Annotated in this window: 18 protein-coding genes; 10 read left to right on the forward strand and 8 right to left on the reverse strand. The window is 71.2% G+C overall.

The window, feature by feature from the left end:
• Positions 1 to 52: 52 nt before the first annotated feature.
• From MKL01_RS18300 to MKL01_RS18320, 5 genes are all read right to left on the reverse strand, one after another.
• Positions 53 to 1657 (reverse strand): efflux transporter outer membrane subunit, encoded by a 1605-nt coding sequence (locus MKL01_RS18300; protein WP_409566276.1) that lies wholly within the window; start codon positions 1655 to 1657, stop codon positions 53 to 55.
• A complete protein-coding gene (locus tag MKL01_RS18305) occupies positions 1657 to 5115 on the reverse strand; it encodes an efflux RND transporter permease subunit (RefSeq protein ID WP_243906634.1) in 3459 nt (1152 codons plus the stop codon). Before MKL01_RS18305 ends, MKL01_RS18300 begins: the two co-directional genes overlap by 1 nt.
• Positions 5112 to 8234 (reverse strand): MdtB/MuxB family multidrug efflux RND transporter permease subunit, encoded by a 3123-nt coding sequence (locus tag MKL01_RS18310; protein WP_243906635.1) that lies wholly within the window; start codon positions 8232 to 8234, stop codon positions 5112 to 5114. Before MKL01_RS18310 ends, MKL01_RS18305 begins: the two co-directional genes overlap by 4 nt.
• 220 nt (positions 8235 to 8454) lie before the next feature.
• Entirely contained in the window at positions 8455 to 9822 is a 1368-nt protein-coding gene (locus MKL01_RS18315) for an MdtA/MuxA family multidrug efflux RND transporter periplasmic adaptor subunit (RefSeq protein WP_243906636.1), read from the reverse strand.
• 239 nt (positions 9823 to 10061) lie between these two features.
• On the reverse strand, positions 10062 to 10238 hold the full coding sequence (locus tag MKL01_RS18320; RefSeq protein WP_243906637.1) for a hypothetical protein: 177 nt from the start codon (positions 10236 to 10238) through the stop codon (positions 10062 to 10064).
• Between the two features lie 360 nt (positions 10239 to 10598).
• Here MKL01_RS18320 and MKL01_RS18325 point away from each other — a divergent pair, with 360 nt between their 5' ends.
• From MKL01_RS18325 to MKL01_RS18340, 4 genes are all read left to right on the forward strand, one after another.
• A complete protein-coding gene (locus MKL01_RS18325; RefSeq protein ID WP_243906638.1) occupies positions 10599 to 11765 on the forward strand; it encodes an aminotransferase in 1167 nt (388 codons plus the stop codon).
• An 81-nt stretch (positions 11766 to 11846) separates the two neighbouring features.
• Positions 11847 to 12344 (forward strand): DUF4112 domain-containing protein, encoded by a 498-nt coding sequence (locus MKL01_RS18330; RefSeq protein ID WP_243906639.1) that lies wholly within the window; start codon positions 11847 to 11849, stop codon positions 12342 to 12344.
• A gap of 117 nt (positions 12345 to 12461) precedes the next feature.
• On the forward strand, positions 12462 to 13646 hold the full coding sequence (locus tag MKL01_RS18335) for an ABC transporter permease (protein WP_243906640.1): 1185 nt from the start codon (positions 12462 to 12464) through the stop codon (positions 13644 to 13646).
• Positions 13647 to 14072: 426 nt separating this feature from the next.
• Positions 14073 to 14615, forward strand: coding sequence for a MucR family transcriptional regulator (locus MKL01_RS18340; protein ID WP_243906641.1), 543 nt, complete (start codon positions 14073 to 14075; stop codon positions 14613 to 14615).
• 67 nt (positions 14616 to 14682) lie between these two features.
• Here the strand turns inward: MKL01_RS18340 and MKL01_RS18345 are convergent, their stop codons facing one another.
• Positions 14683 to 16116 (reverse strand): FAD-linked oxidase C-terminal domain-containing protein, encoded by a 1434-nt coding sequence (locus MKL01_RS18345; RefSeq protein ID WP_243906658.1) that lies wholly within the window; start codon positions 16114 to 16116, stop codon positions 14683 to 14685.
• A 221-nt stretch (positions 16117 to 16337) separates the two neighbouring features.
• Between MKL01_RS18345 and MKL01_RS18350 the strand changes: the two genes are divergently transcribed.
• The 6 genes from MKL01_RS18350 to MKL01_RS18375 all read left to right on the forward strand — a co-directional run bounded on the left by MKL01_RS18350 (position 16338) and on the right by MKL01_RS18375 (position 20116).
• Positions 16338 to 17363: an SIS domain-containing protein gene (locus MKL01_RS18350; RefSeq protein WP_243906642.1), complete on the forward strand. Its 1026-nt coding sequence runs from the start codon at positions 16338 to 16340 to the stop codon at positions 17361 to 17363.
• Between the two features lie 194 nt (positions 17364 to 17557).
• Positions 17558 to 18040: an Hsp20 family protein gene (locus MKL01_RS18355; protein WP_243906643.1), complete on the forward strand. Its 483-nt coding sequence runs from the start codon at positions 17558 to 17560 to the stop codon at positions 18038 to 18040.
• Positions 18041 to 18177: 137 nt separating this feature from the next.
• A complete protein-coding gene (locus tag MKL01_RS18360) occupies positions 18178 to 18699 on the forward strand; it encodes an Hsp20/alpha crystallin family protein (RefSeq protein ID WP_243906644.1) in 522 nt (173 codons plus the stop codon).
• Between the two features lie 97 nt (positions 18700 to 18796).
• Positions 18797 to 19219, forward strand: coding sequence for a hypothetical protein (locus tag MKL01_RS18365; RefSeq protein ID WP_243906645.1), 423 nt, complete (start codon positions 18797 to 18799; stop codon positions 19217 to 19219).
• 16 nt (positions 19220 to 19235) lie between these two features.
• Positions 19236 to 19574 (forward strand): hypothetical protein, encoded by a 339-nt coding sequence (locus tag MKL01_RS18370; protein ID WP_243906646.1) that lies wholly within the window; start codon positions 19236 to 19238, stop codon positions 19572 to 19574.
• A gap of 29 nt (positions 19575 to 19603) precedes the next feature.
• Complete coding sequence (locus MKL01_RS18375) at positions 19604 to 20116, forward strand: hypothetical protein (protein ID WP_243906647.1); 513 nt, start codon at positions 19604 to 19606, stop codon at positions 20114 to 20116.
• Between the two features lie 18 nt (positions 20117 to 20134).
• Here MKL01_RS18375 and MKL01_RS18380 read toward each other — a convergent pair whose 3' ends face one another.
• The gene (locus tag MKL01_RS18380; protein ID WP_313901474.1) at positions 20135 to 20587 is read right to left on the reverse strand and encodes a hypothetical protein; all 453 of its coding nucleotides are present in this window, start codon (positions 20585 to 20587) and stop codon (positions 20135 to 20137) included.
• A 42-nt stretch (positions 20588 to 20629) separates the two neighbouring features.
• The gene (locus MKL01_RS36010) at positions 20630 to 20827 is read right to left on the reverse strand and encodes a helix-turn-helix domain-containing protein (RefSeq protein WP_313901475.1); all 198 of its coding nucleotides are present in this window, start codon (positions 20825 to 20827) and stop codon (positions 20630 to 20632) included.
• Positions 20828 to 20921 lie beyond the last annotated feature (94 nt).

The following is a 20921-nucleotide window of genomic DNA, read 5'->3' on the forward strand; positions in this document are numbered from 1 at the left end:
GCGGAGCCAACCTGGGCGGCGCGGCCTTCGGCATCCCGGCCCCACCGGATCCCTACTCGTCGGGGCGCACCGCCTGCCCGCCCCGATCGATCGGCAGGCTCGGGCCCTTCAGCTCGGAATCGCTCGGCAGGGACCGCATGTCCCAGCCGCCGCCCAGCGCCCTGATCAGCGTGACCGCCGCGGTGAAGCGGTTCAGCCGCACCTGGAGGGCGTTGATCTCGTTGGTCACGAGCAGCCCCTGCGCGGTCACCACGGTGGTGAAGTTCTGCGTGCCGGCCCGGTACTCGTTGAGGGTGATCTCCACGGCCTTGCGCGAGAGGTCGACGGCCTTGTCCTGCGCCCCCTGCTGCTGGCCGAGGATGCGCAGGGCGGCCATCTGGTTCTCCACCTCGGCGAAGGCGGAGAGCACCACCTGCCGGTAGCCGGCCACCGCGGAATCGTAGCCGGCCTCGGCCGAGCGGAGGGCCGCCGTGCGGGCGCCGCCGTCGAACAGGACCTCGCTGCCGGCCGCCGTCACGGACCAGACTTGGTTGGCCGCCGAGAACAGCCCGCCGCGGGTGAGCCCGGAGATGCCCCCCTGGGCCGAGATCGTCACGGTGGGGAAGAAGGCCGCCACCGCCACGCCGATGCGCTCGCTCTGGGCCTGGACGAGGCGCTCGGCCTGGGCGACATCCGGGCGCCGCTCGAGCAGGTCGCTGGGGATCCCCACCGGCACGGCGGGCGGATTCCGGCCGAGACCGGCTACCGGGATCGACACCTCGGAGGGCGGCCGCCCGATCAGGGTGGCGATGGCGTTCACGTACTGCACCCGGGTCAGCCGCACCGCGATCGCCTGGGCCTCGATGGTCTGGACCTGGGTCTGCGCGGTGATCACGTCGGAGCGGGCGGCGACGCCGGCGGCGTACTGGTTCTCGGTGATCGCCAGCGTCTTCTTGAAGTTCTCGACGTTCTCGTCGAGCACCTTCTGGAGGGCGTCGGCGTAGCGGACCGTCAGGTAATCGGCCGCGACCTCGGCCTGGATCGTGAGGCGGGTGAGCGCGATGGTGGCGGCATCGGACTGGGCGAGCGCCGCCTCGCTCTCGATGGTGCGGCGGGTGCCGCCGAACAGGTCGAGTTCCCAGCTCGCCTGGCCGATCAGGGACACGCTGGTGCGCACCGTGTTGCCGCTGCCGGTCCGGGTGATGCTCGGCGCGCCGATCACCGTGGGGTACAGGGCGGCCTGCGCGGAGGCGACGAGCGCCCGGGCCTGCCGGTAATTCGCCACCGCCTGCCGCAGGGACTGGTTGTCGACATCGACGAGGCGGACCAGCCGGTCGAGGTTCGCGTCCCGGAACACCCGCCACCAGTCGCCGCGCTCGACGGCGTCGTTCGGCCGGGCCTCGCGCCAGCCCTTCTTCCGGGCGGCGACGGCGGCGGCGCTGTCCTCGCGCGTTCCGCCCTCCCGATAGCCCAGGGGCGTCTCCACGGAGGGCCGGGTGTAGTCGGGCCCGACCACGCAGCCCGCCAGCAGGGGCGCGGCGAGGAGGAGGGCGGCGAAGCGGCGCGACGCCCCCCTCCCCCGACCCGGCCCGACGGCCGGGCCTCCCTCCCCCGCAGACGCGGGAGGGAGGACGCGCGCGTTCGCCGCGGCCGCTGTTTCACGTGAAAACGAACGCATCACTCTCCGGCCGACAATGCCGCTTCTCCGCCCCGCCCGGCGCGTCTGCGGCGGTCGAGCACCCTGTGCCGGAGGCGATCGAGGGTGAGGTAGACGACGGGGGTGGTGTAGAGGGTCAGGATCTGGCTCACGATCAAGCCGCCGACGATGGCGATGCCCAGGGGCCGGCGCAGCTCCGCGCCCTCGCCGTTGGCCAGGATCAGCGGCACGGCCCCGAGCATGGCCGCCAGCGTGGTCATCATGATCGGTCGGAAGCGCAGGAGACAGGCCTCGCGGATCGCGTCCACGGGATTCGCCCCCTGGGTCCGCTCCGCGTCGATCGCCACGTCGATCATCATGATCGCGTTCTTCTTCACGATGCCGATGAGCAGGAACACCGCGATCAGCGCGATGATGGTGAAGTCGGTGCCGGTGACCAGCAGGGCCAGCACCGCGCCGACGCCGGCGGACGGCAGCGTCGACAGGATCGTGAGCGGGTGCACGAAGCTCTCGTACAGGATCCCCAGCACCGCGTAGACCGCCAGGATCGCCGCCAGGATCAGCAGCGGCTGGCGCGAGGCCGAGGCGATGTAGTTCTTGGCCGCGCCGGCATACTCGCCGTGGATCGTGGCCGGCAGACGCAGGGACGCCATCGCCCGGTCGATCGCCTCGGTGGCGTCCGACAGGCTCTTGCCCGGGGCGAGGTTGAACGAGACCGTGGTCGCCACGAACAGGCCCTGGTGGCTCACCTGCACGGGGGCGTTGCCGGGGGCGATCCGCGCGAAGGCCGAGAGCGGAACCATCGTCTCCTTGGCGGCCGAGACCGGGGCGCTCGACGAGGCCCCGCCCTTGGAGGCCGCGATGGCGTTGGCCGAGGCGTTGCGGGCCGAATCGGACGCGATGGCGGCGGCGTTCGAGGCGGTGTCGGCCGTGCTGGCGGAGGCGGCGGCCGTCGCCGCGACGGCGCCCGCACCGCCCGAGGTGCCGCCGACGGCTCCGGTGCCCGTGGCCGCACCGGCCGCCGGGAGGCCGCTGCCCGGGCTGCTGGTGCCGGTCGCCGCGTTGGTGTTGACGCTCCCGCCGGCCGCCACCGTGCCGGCCACCGCGTTGGTGGTGGCCGAGCCCGCGGCATTGCCCCCGGAGGTCGAGACGTAGATCTGCTTCAGGGTCTCGGGCGTCTCCAGGTAGCGCGGGGCGATCTCCATCACGACATGGTACTGGTTCAACGGGTTGTAGATGGTCGAGACCTGGCGCTGGCCGAAGGCGTCGTAGAGGGTGTTGTCGATCTTGTTCGGGGTGATGCCGTAGCGGAACGCCGTCGCCCGGTCGATCTCCACCCGGGTCTCCAGCCCGCCCTCCTGCTGGTCGGAGGTCACGTCGACGAAGGTCGGATCCTTCTGCAGGGCGGCCAGCAGCTTCGGGGCGGCGGCGAACAGCTCCTCGGCGGTATCGCCCTGCAGGGTGTACTGATACTGGGCGAAGCTCTGGCGGCCGCCCATCTGCAGGTCCTGGCGCGGGAAGACGTAGAGGCGCGCCCCCGCCACCTGGGCGAGCTTCGGCCGCAGCCGCGCCATGACGGCGGAGATCGGCGCCCGCTGGTTGAGCGGCTTCAGGCCGACGAACACGTTGGCCGAGTTGGTGCCGCGCCCGCCCGTGAAGCCCACGACGCTCTCGACCGCCGGGTCCGCGCCGACGATCGCGGTCGCGTGCTTGAGCTTGGCCTCCATGGACTGGAACGAGATGCGCTGGTCGGCCTGGACGCCGCCCATCATCTGGCCGGTGTCCTGCTCGGGGAAGAAGCCCTTCGGGACGATCACGTAGAGGTAGACGTTGAGGCCGACCGTGGCGAGCAGGGTGAGCAGCACGAGGCGCGGATGGGCGAGCGCCACCGCGAGGGTCCGCGCGTAGCCGTCGAGCAGCCGGGAGAAGCCCCCCTCCAGGAGCCGGATCAGCAGGTTCGGCCGGTGCCCCGGCGCGGGTCCCCCGTCGGGGCCGTGCCCCTCGGCCCGGAGCAGCCGGGCGCACATCATCGGCGTCGTGGTGAGCGACAGCACCAGGGAGATCAGGATCGACAGGGACAGGGTGACGGAGAATTCCTGGAAGATGCGGCCGACGAGGCCGCCCATCAGCAGGATCGGCAGGAACACCGCGATGAGCGACAGGCTCATCGAGATGACCGTGAAGCCGACCTCCCGGGCGCCGATCAGCGCCGCCTGGAGCCTCGGCTTGCCCGCCTCGATGTGCCGCTGGACGTTCTCCAGCACCACGATGGCGTCGTCGACCACGAAGCCGGTGCCGATGATCAGCGCGGTGAGCGAGAGGATGTTGAGCGAGTAGCCGAGCAGATACATCGCCGAGAAGGTGCCGATGATCGAGATCGGCACGGCGACGGCCGGGATCAGCGTGGCCCGCCAGGAGCGCAGGAAGGCGAACACCACCAGGATCACGAGGCCGACCGCCACCAGGAGCGTCTCCTCGGTGGCCGACAGGGAGGCGCGGATCGTGGCGCTGCGGTCGCCGGTGAGCTTGATGTCGATGCCGCCCGGCAGCGCCGCGGTGATCTGCGGCAGCGCCTCCTTCACGGCGTTGATGGTCTCGACCACGTTGGCGCCGGGCTGCTTGTAGACGAACAGCAGCACGCCGGGCTTGCCGTTGACGATGCCGAGGTTGCGCTTGTCCTCGACGCCGTCGAGCACTTGGCCGACATCGGTGAGCTTCACCGCGGCGCCGTTCCGGTAGGCCACGATGATGTCGCGGTAATCGGCGGCCGTCCGGCCCTGATCGTTGGCGTAGAGCTGGTAGCGGCGGTCGCCGGCGTCGATCTCGCCCTTGGGCGAGTTGGCGTTGGCCGAGGCGAGCGCGGCCCGGATGCCTTCGAGGCCGATGCCGTAGTTGAACAGGGCGGTGGGATCGAGCTCGACCCGCACCGCCGGCAGGGACGAGCCGCCGATATCGACGTTGCCGACCCCGGGCAGCTGCGACAGCTTCTGCTGCACCACCGTGGCGGCGGAATCATAGACCTGGCCCCGGGTGAGCGTCTCCGAGGTCATGCCCAGGATGATGATCGGCGTGTCGGCGGGGTTGAACTTCCGATAGGTCGGGTTCTGACGCAGGGCGGTGGGGAGGTCGGCCCGGGCGGCGTTGATGGCGGCCTGGACGTCGCGGGCGGCCCCGTCGATGTCGCGGTTGAGGCCGAACAGCAGCACGATCCGGGTGGAGCCCAGGGTGTTGGTCGACGTCATCTCGTTGACGTCCGCGATGGCGCCGAGCCGCCGCTCCAGGGGCGCCGCCACGGTGGTGGCCATGGTGTCGGGGGAGGCGCCGGGCATCTGCGCCTGGACCAGGATGACGGGGAAGTCGATCTGCGGCAGCGGCGCCACCGGCAGCTTCAGGAAGGCGAACAGCCCGGCGAGCAGCACGCCGATGGTGAGCAGCGTGGTCGCCACCGGCCGCCGGATGAACGGCTCGGAGATGTTCACGGCAGCGCCTCGCCGGCCGCGAGATCGGGATCCCGCCGCCCCGCGATCCGCCGCTCGAGCCGGTCGAACGCCAGATAGATCACCGGCGTGGTGAACAGCGTCAGCACCTGGCTGACGATGAGGCCGCCCGCGATGCAGATCCCGAGCGGCTGGCGCAGCTCCGAGCCGACGCCGGTGCCCAGGATCAGCGGCACCGCGGCGAAGAGCGCCGCCAGCGTCGTCATCAGGATCGGCCGGAAGCGCAGCAGGCAGGCCTGGAAGATCGCCTCGCGGGGCTCCAGCCCGTCCTCGCGCTCCGCCTGGAGGGCGAAGTCGATCATCATGATGGCGTTCTTCTTCACGATGCCGATCAGCAGCACGATGCCGATCACCGCGATGATGTCGAGCGACAGGCCGAACAGCATCAGCCCGAGGAGCGCCCCGATCCCCGCCGACGGCAGCGTCGACAGGATGGTGATCGGGTGGATGAAGCTCTCGTAGAGCACGCCCAGCACGATGTAGACGGTGACGATCGCCGCCAGCACCAGGAACAGCTCGTTGCCCAGCGCCGACTGGAAGGCGAAGACCGAACCCTGTGGCACCACCCGGAACGAGGCCGGCAGCCCGATCTCGGCCTTGACCCGGTCAATCGCCTCCACCGCCTGCCCGAGGGCGGCGCCCGGGGCGAGGTTGAACGACACGGTGGTGGCGGGGAACTGGCCGAGATGCGAGATCAGGAGCGGCGCCCGCCGCTCGCTGATCCGCGCCACCGCGGAGAGCGGCACCTGTCCGTTGGTCGCCGTGGACGAGGGCAGGTAGATCGTCTCGAGGCTGCGCAGGGTCGTGTGCAGCTTCGGATCGGCCTCCAGGATCACCCGGTACTGGTTGGACTGGGTGAAGATCGTCGAGATGATCCGCTGGCCGAAGGCGTCGTAGAGCGCGTTGTCGATGGTGGCCGGGGTGATGCCGTAGCGGCCGGCGGTGGGCCGGTCGATGGTTACGTAGGCGGCGAGCCCCTGGCCCTGGTGGTCGCTGGCCACGTCCGTGACCACGGGCGACGTCGCCAGCGCCTCGGTGAAGCGCGGCACCCAGGTCTCGAAATCGTCGATGTTCGGGCTCTCCAGGATGACCTGGTACTGGGTCGCCGAGACCGCGGTGTCGATGGTCAGGTCCTGGACCGGCTGCATGTAGAGCCGGACGCCGGGCTCGCCCGCGGCCGCCGCCGAGATCCGCCGGATGATCGCGCTGGCGGATTCCGTGCGCGCCTCCCGGGGCTTCAGGTTGATCAGCATCCGGCCGGAATTGAGCGTGACGTTCTGGCCGTCGACGCCGATGAACGAGGACAGGCTGGCGACGTCCGGATCCCGGAGGACGATCTCGGCCATCCGCTGCTGGCGCTCGGCCATCGCCCCGTAGGAGACCGACTGGTCCGCCTGCGTGATGCCCTGGATCACCCCCGTGTCCTGCACGGGGAAGAAGCCCTTCGGGATGACCACGAACAGGTAGGCGGTGAGCGCCAGCGTCCCGAGGGCCACCAGCAGCGTCAGGCCCTGGTGGTCCAGGACGACGCGCAGGGAGCGGCCGTAGGACGCGATGGTGCCGTCGATCGCGCGCCGGCCCAGGCGGGCGATCACGCCCTCGCGGCGGACCTGCGTCTCCGGCGCGTGCTTCAGGAGCCGCGCGCACAGCATCGGCACCAGGGTCAGCGAGACCACGGCCGAGATGATGATGGTCGCCGCCAGCGTGATGGCGAACTCATGGAACAGGCGCCCGACCACGTCGCCCATGAACAGGAGCGGGATCAGCACGGCGATCAGCGAGACCGTGAGCGAGATGATGGTGAAGCCGATCTCGCGGGAGCCCTTCAGCGCCGCCTCCAGGGGCGAGTCCCCGGCCTCCACGTGGCGGGCGATGTTCTCGATCACCACGATGGCGTCGTCGACCACGAAGCCGGTGGCGATGGTCAGCGCCATCAGCGACAGGTTGTCGAGGGAGAAGCCGTAGAGATCCATCACCGACAGGGCGCCGACCAGCGACAGGGGCACCGACAGGCTCGGGATCAGGGTCGCCGACAGGCTGCGCAGGAACAGGAAGATCACCAGCACCACCAGCGCGATGGCGAGGCCCAGCTCGAACTGCACGTCCTCCACGGAGGCGCGGATCGTGGTGGTGCGGTCGGTGAGCGGCGCCACCGCCACGGCGGTCGGCAGGCTCGCCTGGAGCTGCGGCAGCAGGGATTTGATCTTGTCGACGGTCGCGATGACGTTGGCGCCCGGCTGGCGCTGGATGTTGAGGATCACCGCCGGCGTCGCGTCGGCCCAGGCCCCGAGCTTGGTGTTCTCCGGCCCCTCGACCACGTCGGCCACCTCGGAGAGCATCACCGGGGCGCCGTTGCGGTAGGCGATGATCGCGGCGTTGTAGGCCTTCGGGTCGCGGATCTGGTCGTTGGCGTTGATCGCGTAGGATTGCTTGGGCCCGTCGATGGTGCCCTTGGGCGTGTTGACGTTGAGGTTGGTGATGGTGGTGCGCAGGTCGTCGATGTTGAGCCCGTAGGCGGCGAGCGCCCGGGCGTTGAACCGGACCCGCACGGCCGGGCGCTGCCCGCCCGAGATGCTCACCAGCCCGACGCCCGCCACCTGGCTGATCTTCTGCGCGAGCCGCGACTCCGCGAGATCCCGCACCTGGGTGAGCGGCAGGGTCTTGGAGGTCAGCGCCAGGGTCAGGACCGGGGCGTCCGCCGGGTTGACCTTGGCGTAGATCGGGGGCGCCGGGAGATCCGAGGGCAGCAGGTTGCCGGCGGCGTTGATCGCCGCCTGGACCTGCTGCTCGGCGATGTCGAGGGGCAATTCCAGGCTGAACTGCAGGGTGATGACCGAGGCGCCCGCCGAGGATTGCGAGGTCATCTGGTTGAGGTTGGCGAGCTGGCCGAACTGCCGCTCCAGCGGCGCCGTAACCGAGGAGGTCATCACCTCGGGGCTGGCGCCGGGATAGAAGGTCTGGACCTGGATCGTCGGGTAGTCGACGGCCGGCAGCGCCGAGATCGGCAGGTTCAGATACGACACGCCGCCGACGATTAGGATCGCCAGCATCAGGAGGGTCGTCGCCACCGGGCGGAGGATGAACAGGCGGGACGGGTTCATGGCGCGCGCGCCCTATCCCTCCCCCCTCTGCGGGGGCGGGTACCCGGCGCAGCAGGGGGGGAGAGGGGAGCGACGCTTCCATAAGGGGCGCAGCCTTGATGAAGGCCAGCGCCCTCGCCGGTACCGTCGCTCCCCTCTACCGACCCCTGCTGACGCAGGGGCCACCCTCCCCCGCAGACGGGGGAGGAAGGGAAGCGGCTATCGTGCGCCAGATCCGAACTCACTGCGCCTGACGGCGCCGGTGCCGACGACCGCCCTCCGTTGCGCCCTGCGAGTCCGTCGCCGCGGCGTCGGCCGGTTTCGCCTCGGCAGCCTTGCCGTCGCCGGCCGCCGCCTGGGCGCCCTCGGTGATCCGCACCGGGGCCCCGTCCTTCAGCCGGTCGGTGCCGTCGGTGACGACGCGGTCGCCCGGGTTGAGGCCCGAGGCCACCACGGTGCTGGTCCCGTCGGTCTCGCCGGTCTTGACCGGCCGGACCGCGACCTTGCTGTCCCCGTCCATCAGGTAGACGTAGGTGCCGGGCGTGCCCTGGAGCAGGCTGGCGTTGGGCACCAGCGTCGCGTTCCGCACCGTGTCGACGGTGAGCTTGGCGTTGACGAACTGGTTGGGGAACAGCTCCTCGTCGGCGTTGTCGAACAGGGCCCGCAGCTTCACCGTGCCGGTGGTCGTGTCGATCTGGTTGTCGACCGTGTCGAGCCGGCCGGTGGCGATCTCGTGGGCGTCGCCGCGGTCGTAGGCCCGCACGGTGAGCTTCGCGCCCGCCCGCACCTGGCGCATCACCCGCGCCACGTCGTCCTCCGGCAGGGTGAAGAGCACCGAGATCGGGTGGAGCTGGGTCACCACCACGATCGCCGTGGAGGCGGCCGAGATGTAGTTGCCCTGATCGACCTGCCGCAGGCCGACCCGCCCCTCCACCGGGGAGGTGATGTGCGTGTAGGCGATGTTGAGCTTCTGCTGGTCGACCAGCGCCTGATCGGCCGCGACGGTGCCCTCGTTCTGCTTCACCAGGGCGGCCTGGGTGTCGACGTTCTGCTTCGAGATGGAGTCCTGCCGGTTCAGGGTCTGGTAGCGCTGCAGGTCGAGCTTGGCGTTCTGCAGCAGGGCCTGGTCGCGGGCAAGCTGGCCCTGGTACTGGGCGAGGAGCGCCTCGTAGGGGCGGGAATCGATCTGGGCGAGTTCGTCGCCGGCCTTGACCGCCTGGCCCTCGCGGAACTTCACCTGCGTGAGGTAGCCGCTGATCTGCGATTTCACCGTCACGGTGGCGAGGGGCGTCACCGTGCCGAGGCCCTGCAGCACCACGGGCATGTCGCCGGTCGTGACCGCCGCGATGCCCACCGCCTGCGGCATGTCGGAGCCGCCGCCGTGCCGACCGCCGCGGCCGCCGGTCCGGGTCGCCGTGGCGGGCTCCGCGCCCTTGTCGGTGCGGGCCTCGTACCAGCGATGGCCGATCGCCCCGGCGCCCGCGAGCAGCACCAGGATGACCAGCCAGCGGATCGGCCGGAAGCGCCGCGACCGGACATCGCGCGCGGGTGCCTCGCCGGGTTGATAGGCGCGGGCCGTGTCGGTCCGGATCGGTGAACTCTCGTTCATGCCTGACTAGAGCACAGCCCGGTCGCCTGCGCGACCGTCGGCACCCTATCCCTCGCTGTCGAAGCCCCCATTCCGGCCCCCTGCGACGCCGCGTCCTGCTGCGCCCCGGAGACCCGCATGGCGGGAGCGTAAGCCCATAAAGCTGTCCGGAACCCGAACGGCTCCTTACCGCGGCGACATGTTCACCGCGCGGCGTATCCGGTGCCTGCCCAATGCGCCGCCACTAGGGCGGCGAGGTTTCAGTCGTGTTGCTGCGATCCGCCGGTGGAGTCCGGGGGGCCATAGGCCCGCAGCACCGCGCGGAAGGCGGCATCCACCGGGGTGACCGCGACGGCGCGGCGCAGACCGATCCCGAGGCCGCCGACCAGAACGGCCAGGAGCAGACAGCCGAGGAGGCGGGGTGATGTCGTCCGCATGTCGCTTCCGGGGTTCCGGGCCGGCCGGCCCCGGACATGACGAAAGGGCCACCGACCCGCAAGTCGATGGCCCTTCGTGAGGACCGGAGCAGCACCCGCCGCTGGGGCGAGGGGGCGAAGCCCTATCGGTGAGGGTGCTGCTCCGGCCGTGCCCTCAACCTACGATACGAGTGATGAATGTCAACATTCGTCAGCCGCACTCAGTGTGTCGGAAACCGGGTCTGTGCGGCGGCACACATTCCGCAAGACGCGGCGCTCATGGTAGAGGCCGGCCGCGCCACGCCTTGCCGTTTCACGATCTGCCTTGCCGAGATCTGCCATGCCGAGCCCCCAGAAGCCCCGAGCCGCGCGCCGCGCCGCATGAACACCGTCTTCGACACCCTGCCGACGACGGTGTTCGAGACCATGTCGCGGCTGGCGCGGGTCCACGACGCGATCAATCTCGGCCAGGGCTTCCCCGACGATCCCGGCCCCGCGGATCTGCGCGAGCACGGGGCCCGGGCGCTCCGCGACGGATGGAACCAGTATCCGCCGATGATGGGGCTGCCGGCGCTGCGCGAGGCGGTCGCCGCGCATTACGCCCTGCACCAGGGGCTCGCCCTCGACCCCGAGACCGAGGTGATGGTGACCTCCGGTGCCACCGAGGCGCTCGCCGGTGCGCTCCTGGCCCTGATCGAGCCCGGCGACGAGGTCGTGCTGTTCGCGCCCATGTACGACGCCTACCTGCCGCTCGTCCGCCGGGCCGGCGGCGTGCCGCGGATCGTGTCCCTGCGGCCGCCGGCCTTCCGCCTCGACGAGGCCGCCCTGGCGGAGGCCTTCGGGGACCGCACCCGCGTGGTGGTGCTGAACAATCCCCTCAACCCGAGCGCCACGCTGTTCGGGCACGACGACCTCGACCTGCTCGCCCGCTACTGCCGGCGCTTCGACGTGACCGCGCTCTGCGATGAGGTCTGGGAGCACGTGGTCTTCGACGGTGCCGGGCACCGGCCGCTGATGGCGCTGCCGGGGATGCGCGAGCGAACCGTCAAGGTCGGTTCGGCGGGCAAGATCTTCTCCCTCACCGGCTGGAAGGTCGGGTTCGTCATGGCGGATGCCCGGCTGATGCGCGGGCTCGCCAAGGCGCACCAGTTCCTCACCTTCACCACGCCGCCCAACCTTCAGGAGGCGGTGGCCTTCGGGCTCGGAAAGCCGCTCCCGTGGTTCGAGGCCATGCGGGCCGGCTACGCCCGGTCCCGGGACCGGCTGGCCGGCGGCCTGCGCGACCTCGGCTTCGAGGTCCTGCCGGCCGGGGCCACGTGGTTCCTCAACATCGACGTCGCCAATCTCGGCTACGCCGACGACGCGGCGTTCTGCGAGGCGCTCGTCACGCGCCACGGTGTCGCGGCGATCCCGGTGAGCGCGTTCTATCCGGACGGCTCCGTGCGCACCCTCGTCCGGCTCTGCTTCGCCAAGGCGGACGCGACCCTGGATGCGGCGCTCGACCGCATGAGCGGGTTCAGGAGCGGACGCCCCGGGAGGTCGGCGTGAGCCGGTCGGGCGCATTCCTTGCGCGGATCCAGGCGGGGGGCCACATCGTTGAGCAGGATGGCTCTCCGACGGATCCCGACCATGGACTTCACCCAGGCTGCCCAGGCCGGGCGCTTCTCCCGTGCCGAGACCTTTTCCGGAGGCGGCCCGCGCCCCGACGGCCGGCCGCCGTTCCTGTCGGCGGATCTCGGCCGCGAGGCGAGCCTCGCCCGGCTGGAAACGCTGGCGCACCTGATGGACACCGCCTTCGTGATCCCGGGCATCAACCGGCGGGTCGGGTTCGACGCGCTGATCGGCCTCGTGCCGGTGATCGGCGACGTGGCCGGCATGGTGATCTCGTCCTTCATCGTCTACGAGGCCAAGCGCCTCGGCGCCCCCGGCTGGCTGCTGGCTCGGATGGGGTTGAACGTCGCCTTCGACGGGTTGATCGGCGCGGTGCCGGTGGCGGGCGACCTGTTCGACGCGGCCTTCAAGGCCAATCGCCGCAACGTCCGCCTGCTGCGCCGCTGGCTGGAGCGCAGCGGCGGCCTGCGCCCGACCGAGATCGACGGCACGGCGACCCGGCTGGACGCCCGATAGGTCCGCCGTCCTGTCGGCGGCCCGGCCCGGCCCGCACCGAAGAGGCGATCCCCTCCCCGCCGCCGCCCGCGGCGGCCGCAGGAACGCGCGCGCAGCCCGGCGCGGGAGACGATCGTGATGAATGAGGTCGTGCCCGCACCGATGCCGGGCGCCCAGCCCATCGTCCTGCGTCCGGACGAGGGCGTCCCGGCGCCGGCCCCGGACCGTCGCGGCCGGCTGTCGCCGCTCAACCGGCGCCGGCTCGACAATTTCCGCCGCAACCGCCTCGGCTACGTGTCGTTCCTGATCTTCACCGGGCTGTTCGTCACCAGCCTGTTCGCCGAGTTCATCGCCAACGACCGGCCGATCGTCCTGTCCTACAAGGGCGCGTGGCTGGTTCCGGTGCTGGTGGATTACCCGGAGGAGACGTTCGGCGGCTTCCTGGCGGTGACCGACTACCGGTCGCCTGAGATCCGCCGGGAGATCGCCGAGAACGGCTGGGCGCTCTGGCCGCCGATCCGGTTCTCCTACGACACGATCAACGAGGACCTGCCCACGCCCTCGCCGTCGCCGCCCACCTGGATGCTCTCGGACGCGCAGTGCAGGCCGGTCGCGGAGCGGCTCGGCGGATCGACCTGCGCGGACATTCCCTGGCACTGGCTCGGCACCGACAACACCACCCGGGACGTGCTGGCGCGGGTGATCTACGGCTTCCGCATCTCGGTGCTGTTCGGCCTGATCCTGGCGGCGATCTCGTCGGCGATCGGCGTGGTGGCGGGCGCCGTGCAGGGCTATTTCGGCGGTTGGGTCGATCTCGCCTTCCAGCGCTTCATCGAGGTCTGGGGCGGGATCCCGACGCTCTACCTGATCATCATCATCTCGGCCTTCATCGCCCCCGGCTTCTTCGTGCTGCTCGGGATCATGCTGCTGTTCTCGTGGGTCTCGCTGGTGAGCGTCGTGCGCGCCGAGTTCCTGCGGGCGCGGAACTTCGAGTATGTCCGGGCCGCCCGGGCGCTCGGCCTGTCGAATATCCGGATCATGACCGTCCACCTGCTGCCGAACGCCATGGTGGCGACGCTGACCTTCCTGCCGTTCATCCTGAACGGCTCGATCACCACGCTGACGTCGCTGGACTTCCTCGGCTTCGGGCTGCCGCCGGGCTCGCCCTCGCTCGGCGAGCTCCTCGCCCAGGGCAAGGACAACCTGACGGCGCCGTGGCTCGGGCTGACCGGCTTCCTGGTCATCGCCGTGATGCTGAGCCTGCTGGTCTTCTCCGGCGAGGCGGTGCGCGACGCGTTCGATCCGCGCAAGACCTTCGTCTGAAAGCCGTCCGGCCCCGGCGGCCGCGCATCGAATCACGGCTCCGCGGATCGGCCCAATGACGTGGGTCCTCCCGTCAGTCGCGAAATTTTGCTCGAAGATTGAAGGTTTTTTTCGACGGGACCGATCAGTGTCCGCGCAAGACCGTCTAAGGCGGGCTCTCCGGTCACCTGTAAAGGTCTCTCCCGTCAACGAAAACCCGGCTGTCGGATCCGCCCAGCATTCGCAGATCTGGCCGGGATAAAGCGCCCCGGAAGAGCCCCTTTAATGCCGTGAATGCAACCTTGCCCTGTAAGCCTAGGCGCGCGATGCATACTTAGACTTTTGGCCGGGCACAGGGAATTGTATGCCTCACCTTGCTTTTTCCGGTCGCTGTCTTAACTCGCGAAAAGAGGGGACCTTATCGGGCTCTGGAGCCAAGGAAAGAGAATGTCTGACGCTGCGCCGACATCCCAGATGGATTTCATCGAACAGACCGTAGACGTCGTCGCGGCCTACGTTTCCAACAACTCGCTGCCCTCAGCGGATCTGCCGACGCTGATCACGAGCATTCACGAGGCGCTGCACGCGATCGGGTCGGGCCCGGTCGCCGCCAGCGACGAGACCGTCGAGCGGCCGACACCCGCTCAGATCCGCAAGTCGATCCGTCCCGACGGTCTGATCAGCTTCATCGACGGAAAGTCGTACAAGACCCTGAAGCGGCACCTGACCAAGCACGGCCTGGACCCGCAGAACTACCGCGAGCGCTACGGCCTGCCGAGCGATTACCCGACGACCTCGGCGAACTACTCGGCGCAGCGCTCGGCGCTGGCCAAGAGCCTGGGCCTCGGCCAGCCCGGTCGCGTCCAGCAGGGCGGCAAGGAGGCTGCACCGGCGGACACGGCGGCCGCCACCCCGGCGCAGGGCCGCCGCAAGGGTGCGGGCGCCCCCGCCAAGGGCCGCAGTGCCGGCCGCAAGGTCGAGGCCGCCTGAACGCCCCGGGACCACCCGGCGGGAGCGGAGCGCGGACTGCCGCTCGGGGTCCGCTCCCGGATCGGGATCAGGCCGCGAGCCGTCCCTCCAGGGGGAACACCTTGGCGGGGTTCAGCATCCAGTCGGGGTCGAACACGGCCTTGACCCGCATCTGCTGCTCGAGGTCGATCTGAGCGTACTGGAAGCGCATCAGCTCGCGCTTCTCGATGCCGACCCCGTGCTCGCCGGTGAGGCAGCCGCCGACCTCGACGCAGAGCTTCAGGATCTCGTCGCCCGCGGCCTCGGCCTTCTGCAGCTCGCCGGGCTTGTTGATGTCGAACAGGATCAGCGGGTGCAGGTTGCCGTCGCCCGCGTGGAACACGTTGGCGACCCGCAGGCCCTTCTCGGCGCAGATCGCGCCGATCCGCTCCAGCACCGGCCCGAGCTGGCCGGTGGGAATCGTGCCGTCCATGCAGATGTAGTCGGAGATCCGGCCCGTCGCCCCGAAGGCCGACTTGCGGCCCTTCCAGATCGCGGCGGATTCCGCCTCCGAGCGCGAGACCCGCAGGCTGGTCGGGCGGAAGTCCCGGGCGATCGCCTCGATCCGCGCCAGCATCGCGTCGCACTCGGTGTCCGAGCCCTCGACCTCGATGATCAGCATCGCCTCGGCGTCGCGGGGATAGCCGGCCTGGGCGAAGTCCTCGGTGATCAGGATCGCCTCCCGGTCCATGTACTCGATCGCCACCGGGATGATGCCGGCCGCGATGATCGCCGCCACGCAGTCGCCCGCGTCCTCGACCTTCGAGAAGCCGACCAGCGCCGGACGGGCCCCTTCCGCGGCGCGCAGGATCCGCACCGTCGCCTCGGTGACGATGCCGAGCTGCCCTTCCGACCCGCAGATGAGTCCCAGGAGATCGTAGCCGCCGCTGTCGAGATGCGCGCCGCCGATCTCCACCACGGTGCCGTCGTTGAGCACCAGGGTGACGCCCAGCAGGTTGTTGGTGGTCACCCCGTATTTCAGGCAATGCGCGCCGCCGGAATTCATCGCGATGTTGCCCGCGATGGTGCAGGCGAGCTGGCTCGACGGGTCGGGGGCGTAGAAGAAGCCCTCGTGGCTCACCGCGCCGGAGATCGCCAGGTTGGTGATGCCGCTCTGCACCCGCGCCGTGCGGTCGGCGAAATCGAGGTCGAGGACCTGGGTCATCTTGCCGACGCCGAGGATGATCGCGTCCGCCTGCGCGATGGCCCCACCCGCCAGCGAGGTTCCAGCCCCCCGGGGCACCACCCGCACGCCCTGCGCGTGGCAATACGCCATCACGGCCGACACCTCCGCGGTGGTGGAGGGCAGAACGACCGCGAGGGGCATCTGCCGGTAGGCGGTCAGCCCGTCGGTCTCGAAGGCCCGGCGCTCGTCCTCGCTCGCCACCAGCGCCTCCGGCGCCACGAGGGGCGCGAGACCGGCCAGGATCGCCTCGCGGCGGGCCAGGATGGCGGGGTCGGGGTCGGGGAAGCGGATGGTCATGGGGCTCGGGCCCTCGGTGTCGGTGTGGCGTGAAGCCAGCATGGACCCGCGCGGGCGCCGCTTCAACCGGGGGGCGGCCGGCCGCCCTGCGGCGGCGCGTCGTCCCCGCGTCACATTTCAACCACGACGGCTGCCTAGCGTCACCGGGCACGCTTCGCTGCGCCGATCCCGATGCCGGTTTCCCGGCGCCGGATCCGGTCGACGGGTCCAGAACGGAAACGATGAACGCTCCCGCCTCCAGCGCCCTGCGCGACGATCGTTACGACGCGCCGTCGGCGCATCTCGCCACCACCCGGGACCTCGGGATGCGCAGCCTGCAGCTCGGCATCGCGGCCCTGCAGGAGGCGAGCGCGGCGTTCCAGGGGCGGCTGGGCGCGGCCTTCGAGGAGGCGGTGCAGACGATCCTGCAGAGCAAGGGCCGGGTGATCGTCAGCGGCATCGGCAAGAGCGGCCATGTCGGCCGCAAGATCGCCGCGACCCTGGCGTCGACCGGCACCCACGCGTTCTTCGTCCACCCCACCGAGGCGAGCCACGGCGACCTCGGCATGATCGCCCGGGACGACGTGATCATCGCCCTGTCGTGGTCCGGGGAGACCGCCGAGCTGTCCGACCTCGTCGGCTTCAGCCGCCGCTTCTCGATTCCCTTGGTCGCCATCACCCGCAACGGCGAGAGCACCCTCGGCCGGGCCGCCGACGTGCTGCTGGAATTGCCCCGGGTGCGGGAATCCTGCCCGCACGATCTCGCGCCGACCTCCTCCAGCCTGATCCAGCTGGCGCTGGGCGACGCCCTGGCGGTGGCGCTCCTGGAGCGGCGCGGCTTCACCTCGGCCCGGTTCCACACCCTGCATCCCGGCGGCACGCTGGCCGCCCGCCTCAAGACCGTCCAGCAGGTGATGCACGGCCCCCAGGACATGCCGCTGGTCCACGAGACCGCGCTGATGTCCGAGGTGCTGATCGAGATCGCGGCCCGGCGCTACGGCTGCGTCGGCGTCACCGACGGCTCCGGGCGCCTCGTCGGCATCGTCACGGACGGCGACCTGCGCCGCCACATGGGTCCGGCGCTCCTCGACACGCCGGTCTCGGCGGTCATGACCCGCGAGCCGGTCACCGTGGAGCCGCACAAGCTCGCCCAGGCCGCCCTGGAGCTGATGAACCGGCGGCTGATCACCGCCATCTTCGCGGTCGCGGACGGCAGGCCGGTGGGCATCGTGCACGTCCACGACCTGCTGCGCGCCGGCATCGCCTGACCGAGACCGCCGACGTCCCCGCACGGCTGGGACGCACCGGACGGCGCGAATTGCAAAAAATCATCGCGTGTCGTGGAACCCGGCTGCGGCCGGGGCGTTACGCGCGTGCGAGGCCCGAAACCGGGTTCGCGGAGGGCGCCGGACACGGTGTCCGGCGTTGCTTGTAGTCACGTTGCTCATCGGAGGATGTGGTTATGAGGACTTACGACGTTTCGCCCCTGTTCCGTTCGTCGATCGGCTTCGATCGCCTGTTCGAGTTGCTCAACCAAGCCGAGCGCGTCGAGACGTCCGCGGCTTGGCCGCCCTACAACATCGAGAAGGTCGCCGAGGACCAGTACCGCATCACCATGGCGGTGGCGGGCTTCACGCCCGACGAGATCGAGCTCACCCAGCAGGATACGGTGCTGCTGGTCTCGGGGCAGAAGGCGGCGCAGGAGGGCGAGAAGCACTACCTCCATCGCGGCATCGCGGCGCGCACCTTCCGCCAGACCTTCAACCTGGCCGAGCACGTGAAGGTCGTCGGCGCGACCCTGGAGAACGGCCTGCTGACCGTCGAGCTGAAGCGCGAGGTGCCGGAGGCCCTCAAGCCCCGCCGCATCGCCATCGGCGGCGTCTCGGCCCCGTCCGGGCAGGACAACGCGCCGGTGCAGATCGGTCGCGAGGCCAAGGCCGCCTGAGGATCGAGGTCGCCTGAGGATCGAGGCCGCCTGATCGGCGGCCGCCCGGGTCCCCACCGAGCGACGACATCCCTCACGGGTCCGCGGACCCGCGGGCCTGTTCCCACGACGGCATGGCTTTCGATGGAGATAGGACCATGAACGTGAGAGATCTGATCCCCTGGAACCGCGGCACCGGTGCCCCGGCGCCCGCCCCCCTGCCGAACGAGCCGGTCAGCCCCTTCCTGACCCTCCACCGCGAGATGAACCGCCTGTTCGACGACGTGTTCAGCGGTTTCGGCGCCGTCCCGAGCCTGACCGGCCGGAGCTTCGGCTGGCCGAACGTCGAGGTGACGGAGGCCGAGGGGGCGCTGCGGGTCTCGGCGGAACTCCCCGGCCTCGACGAGAAGGACGTCGAGCTCCTCATCGAGGACGGCGTGCTCACCCTGCGGGGCGAGAAGCGCGCCGAGACCGGCGACAGGGAGCGCGGCTACACGGAGCGCAGCTACGGCCGCTTCGAGCGGTCGATCGCCCTCCCCGTCCCGGTGGAGGAGGACAAGGCGGAGGCGACGTTCCGCAACGGGGTCCTGAGCGTGACGCTGCCCCGCGCCGCCGAGGCGCCGGAGCGTCGACGCCGGATCGCGATCAACGGCAACGGCCCGTCGGCGGCCAAGCATTGAGGGTGCCGCCCCGGCGTGTTCCGGACTGAACGCATGACGGGGCGGCCGGCCCGGACCGCCGGCCGCCCCAACCTTGGCTCACGCGGAGGAGGGTCGCATGCAGCAGATCGAGACCATGCAGAACGAAATTCCGGTGGGCCGCCTCGGCCCGGTGGCCGCCGCCAGCCTGAGGTCCCCGGCCATCGACCCGTTCCAGGCCTTCGTGGCCCCCGGGGACGTGTTCCGGCACCCGCGCGAGGTGCTGGCCGCTCCGGGCCTGTCGCGCGCCGAGCGACGGGCGATCCTGGCATCCTGGGCGTCGGATGCGCGGGCGGTCGAGTCCTGCCCGACACTCCGCTGCCTGCCGGGCTGCCGGGCCGAGCCCGCGCCGATCGACGACATCCTGGCCGCCCTGCAGGCCCTGGACGCCGGTTCGTCGGACGGCGGCTCGCGGTCGGGGCCGCCGCGCAAGCCGCTCTTCCCGGCGGCGTTCATCCGTCGGCGGAAGCGCGGCGCGGCGCGCCCGGGTGTCCCGAACTGATGCGGGGAGGTCCGGAATGGCGACATTCGACCTGAAGAACGCGCGCCGGCTCCGGTCGCGGATGCGCCGCGGCGGCCGCCTCGGGCCGGCCGGGGGGACCGACACGGCGGTTCCGGGCGGGTGGCTCCTGTCCGTCCTGCTCTGCGTCGCCCTGGCGGCCCCCTGCCCCGCGCCGGCGCTCCCCTGGGTCCTGGCCGGGTTGCTGAGCCTGTCGGGCTTCGCCTGGCTCGGCCGCGCGATCACGCGGGCCGGACCGCCGGCCGACGCCCCGCACCTGACCGCCTGGGACGCCGCCCTGCTCTCCTTCGCGGCGAGCTTCGGCGTGCAATCGGCCGCGCGCCTGGGGCTCCTCTGAGCCGGCGCGCCAGCGACGAGGAGGCTGACATGCAGGATCATGGGATTGGACTTCGCCGGATCGGGCCCGGACACGACGGGCCGCCGGCGGCCCTCGTCGCGGCGTCCTGGCTCGCCGGGCGCGCGGCGGTGATCCGCCGCGAGAGCCCGGTGGGGAAAGCGGGCCGCGTCCCGCGGCCGGACCGGCGCGAACCGCCCCGTGCGGACGGCCCGGCCCTGCCGGACCTGGAGCGGGCGCTCCTCAACCCGGCGGCGGTGTTCGACGCGCCCGGCGCGGTCCTGGCGCATCCGCGGCTGCTCCGGGCGTGCAAGCGCGAGATCCTCCGCCGCTGGGCCTGGGACGAGTACCTGAAGGACGTGGCCGCCGCCGAGGGCATGGCCGAGGGCGAGCCCTCGCGGCTCGACGCGGTGAAGGCCGCCCTGCTGGCGCTCGACGGGACCTGGCGGCCGGACCCCGCCGCGCCGGCCGCGGCGGTTCCGGGACCGCCGCCGGCGGATCCGGAAGACGCGGATCCGGCGGCGCCGCGTCGTGCCGCCGCCTGAGGCCGCGGTCGCCGCCGATCACGCCGGCTGGATGCCGAGCCGCGTCCTCAGCCGGTCCCATCCCTTGGGCGTCACCTGCACGGCCCGCGTCGTCGCGGAGCGGCGCAGCCAGCCGCGGGCGCACAGGGCCGCCATCAGTTCCACGCCCAGGGGTCCGGCGAGATGGTGCTCGCGCTCGGTCCAGTCCAGGCATTGCCGGGCCAGGCCGCTCCGGCCCGGCTTCAGGGCGGCGACGTCCAGACCCAGGCGGGCGAACCAGGCGGAGCCCTCCGGGGTCACGTCGTAGCGTTTGCCGTCCGCGGGCACGAGGCAGCCGCGCGCCTCCAGGGCCCGGGCGACCGCGACGCCCGGGCGCCCGGCCAAGTGATCGTAGCAGCAGCGCGCGAATTGCAGGGCCTGCGCGTCCCGGCTCAGCGGCCTCCGGCGGACCGGGCCGGGCGGCCCCAGCGACGCGAGGCTCTCCAGCGTCACGGCGACCTGAGGACCGGCCAGCCGGTAATAGCGGTGCCGGCCCTAGGTCTCGACCCCCAGCAGGCCGCCGTGCAGCAGCTTCCCGAGATGCGCGCTGGCCGTCTGCGCGGTCACGCCGGCCGCGAAGGCCAGCTCGCCCGCCGGCCGCGCCCGCCCGTCGAGCAGGGCCATGAGCATCAGGGACCGTGCCGGATCGGCGATCAGGAACGCCGACGTGGCGATGTTCGCGTGCGGGCCCATGGTCGATCTCCGGCGGGACGCGCCCATCCTGCCACGGAGGCGCCCGGCATGCTTCGATGCGCATCGAAGCAACCGGTGCGGCACCCCCGATTGG

Source organism: Methylobacterium sp. J-070, assembly GCF_022829385.1.
GTDB lineage: Bacteria > Pseudomonadota > Alphaproteobacteria > Rhizobiales > Beijerinckiaceae > Methylobacterium.

Bases quoted from the DNA above. Each gene is read 5' to 3' on its own strand.
- MKL01_RS18300 (WP_409566276.1), bottom strand. From the start codon at position 1,657: ATGCGTTCGTTTTCACGTGAAACAGCGGCCGCGGCGAACGCGCGCGTC.
- MKL01_RS18310 (WP_243906635.1), bottom strand. From the start codon at position 8,234: ATGAACCCGTCCCGCCTGTTCATCCTCCGCCCGGTGGCGACGACCCTC.
- MKL01_RS18315 (WP_243906636.1), bottom strand. From the start codon at position 9,822: ATGAACGAGAGTTCACCGATCCGGACCGACACGGCCCGCGCCTATCAA.
- MKL01_RS18320 (WP_243906637.1), bottom strand. From the start codon at position 10,238: ATGCGGACGACATCACCCCGCCTCCTCGGCTGTCTGCTCCTGGCCGTT.
- MKL01_RS18325 (WP_243906638.1), top strand. From the start codon at position 10,599: ATGAACACCGTCTTCGACACCCTGCCGACGACGGTGTTCGAGACCATG.
- MKL01_RS18330 (WP_243906639.1), top strand. From the start codon at position 11,847: ATGGACTTCACCCAGGCTGCCCAGGCCGGGCGCTTCTCCCGTGCCGAG.
- MKL01_RS18335 (WP_243906640.1), top strand. From the start codon at position 12,462: ATGAATGAGGTCGTGCCCGCACCGATGCCGGGCGCCCAGCCCATCGTC.
- MKL01_RS18340 (WP_243906641.1), top strand. From the start codon at position 14,073: ATGTCTGACGCTGCGCCGACATCCCAGATGGATTTCATCGAACAGACC.
- MKL01_RS18345 (WP_243906658.1), bottom strand. From the start codon at position 16,116: ATGACCATCCGCTTCCCCGACCCCGACCCCGCCATCCTGGCCCGCCGC.
- MKL01_RS18350 (WP_243906642.1), top strand. From the start codon at position 16,338: ATGAACGCTCCCGCCTCCAGCGCCCTGCGCGACGATCGTTACGACGCG.
- MKL01_RS18355 (WP_243906643.1), top strand. From the start codon at position 17,558: ATGAGGACTTACGACGTTTCGCCCCTGTTCCGTTCGTCGATCGGCTTC.
- MKL01_RS18360 (WP_243906644.1), top strand. From the start codon at position 18,178: ATGAACGTGAGAGATCTGATCCCCTGGAACCGCGGCACCGGTGCCCCG.
- MKL01_RS18365 (WP_243906645.1), top strand. From the start codon at position 18,797: ATGCAGCAGATCGAGACCATGCAGAACGAAATTCCGGTGGGCCGCCTC.
- MKL01_RS18370 (WP_243906646.1), top strand. From the start codon at position 19,236: ATGGCGACATTCGACCTGAAGAACGCGCGCCGGCTCCGGTCGCGGATG.
- MKL01_RS18375 (WP_243906647.1), top strand. From the start codon at position 19,604: ATGCAGGATCATGGGATTGGACTTCGCCGGATCGGGCCCGGACACGAC.
- MKL01_RS36010 (WP_313901475.1), bottom strand. From the start codon at position 20,827: ATGGGCCCGCACGCGAACATCGCCACGTCGGCGTTCCTGATCGCCGAT.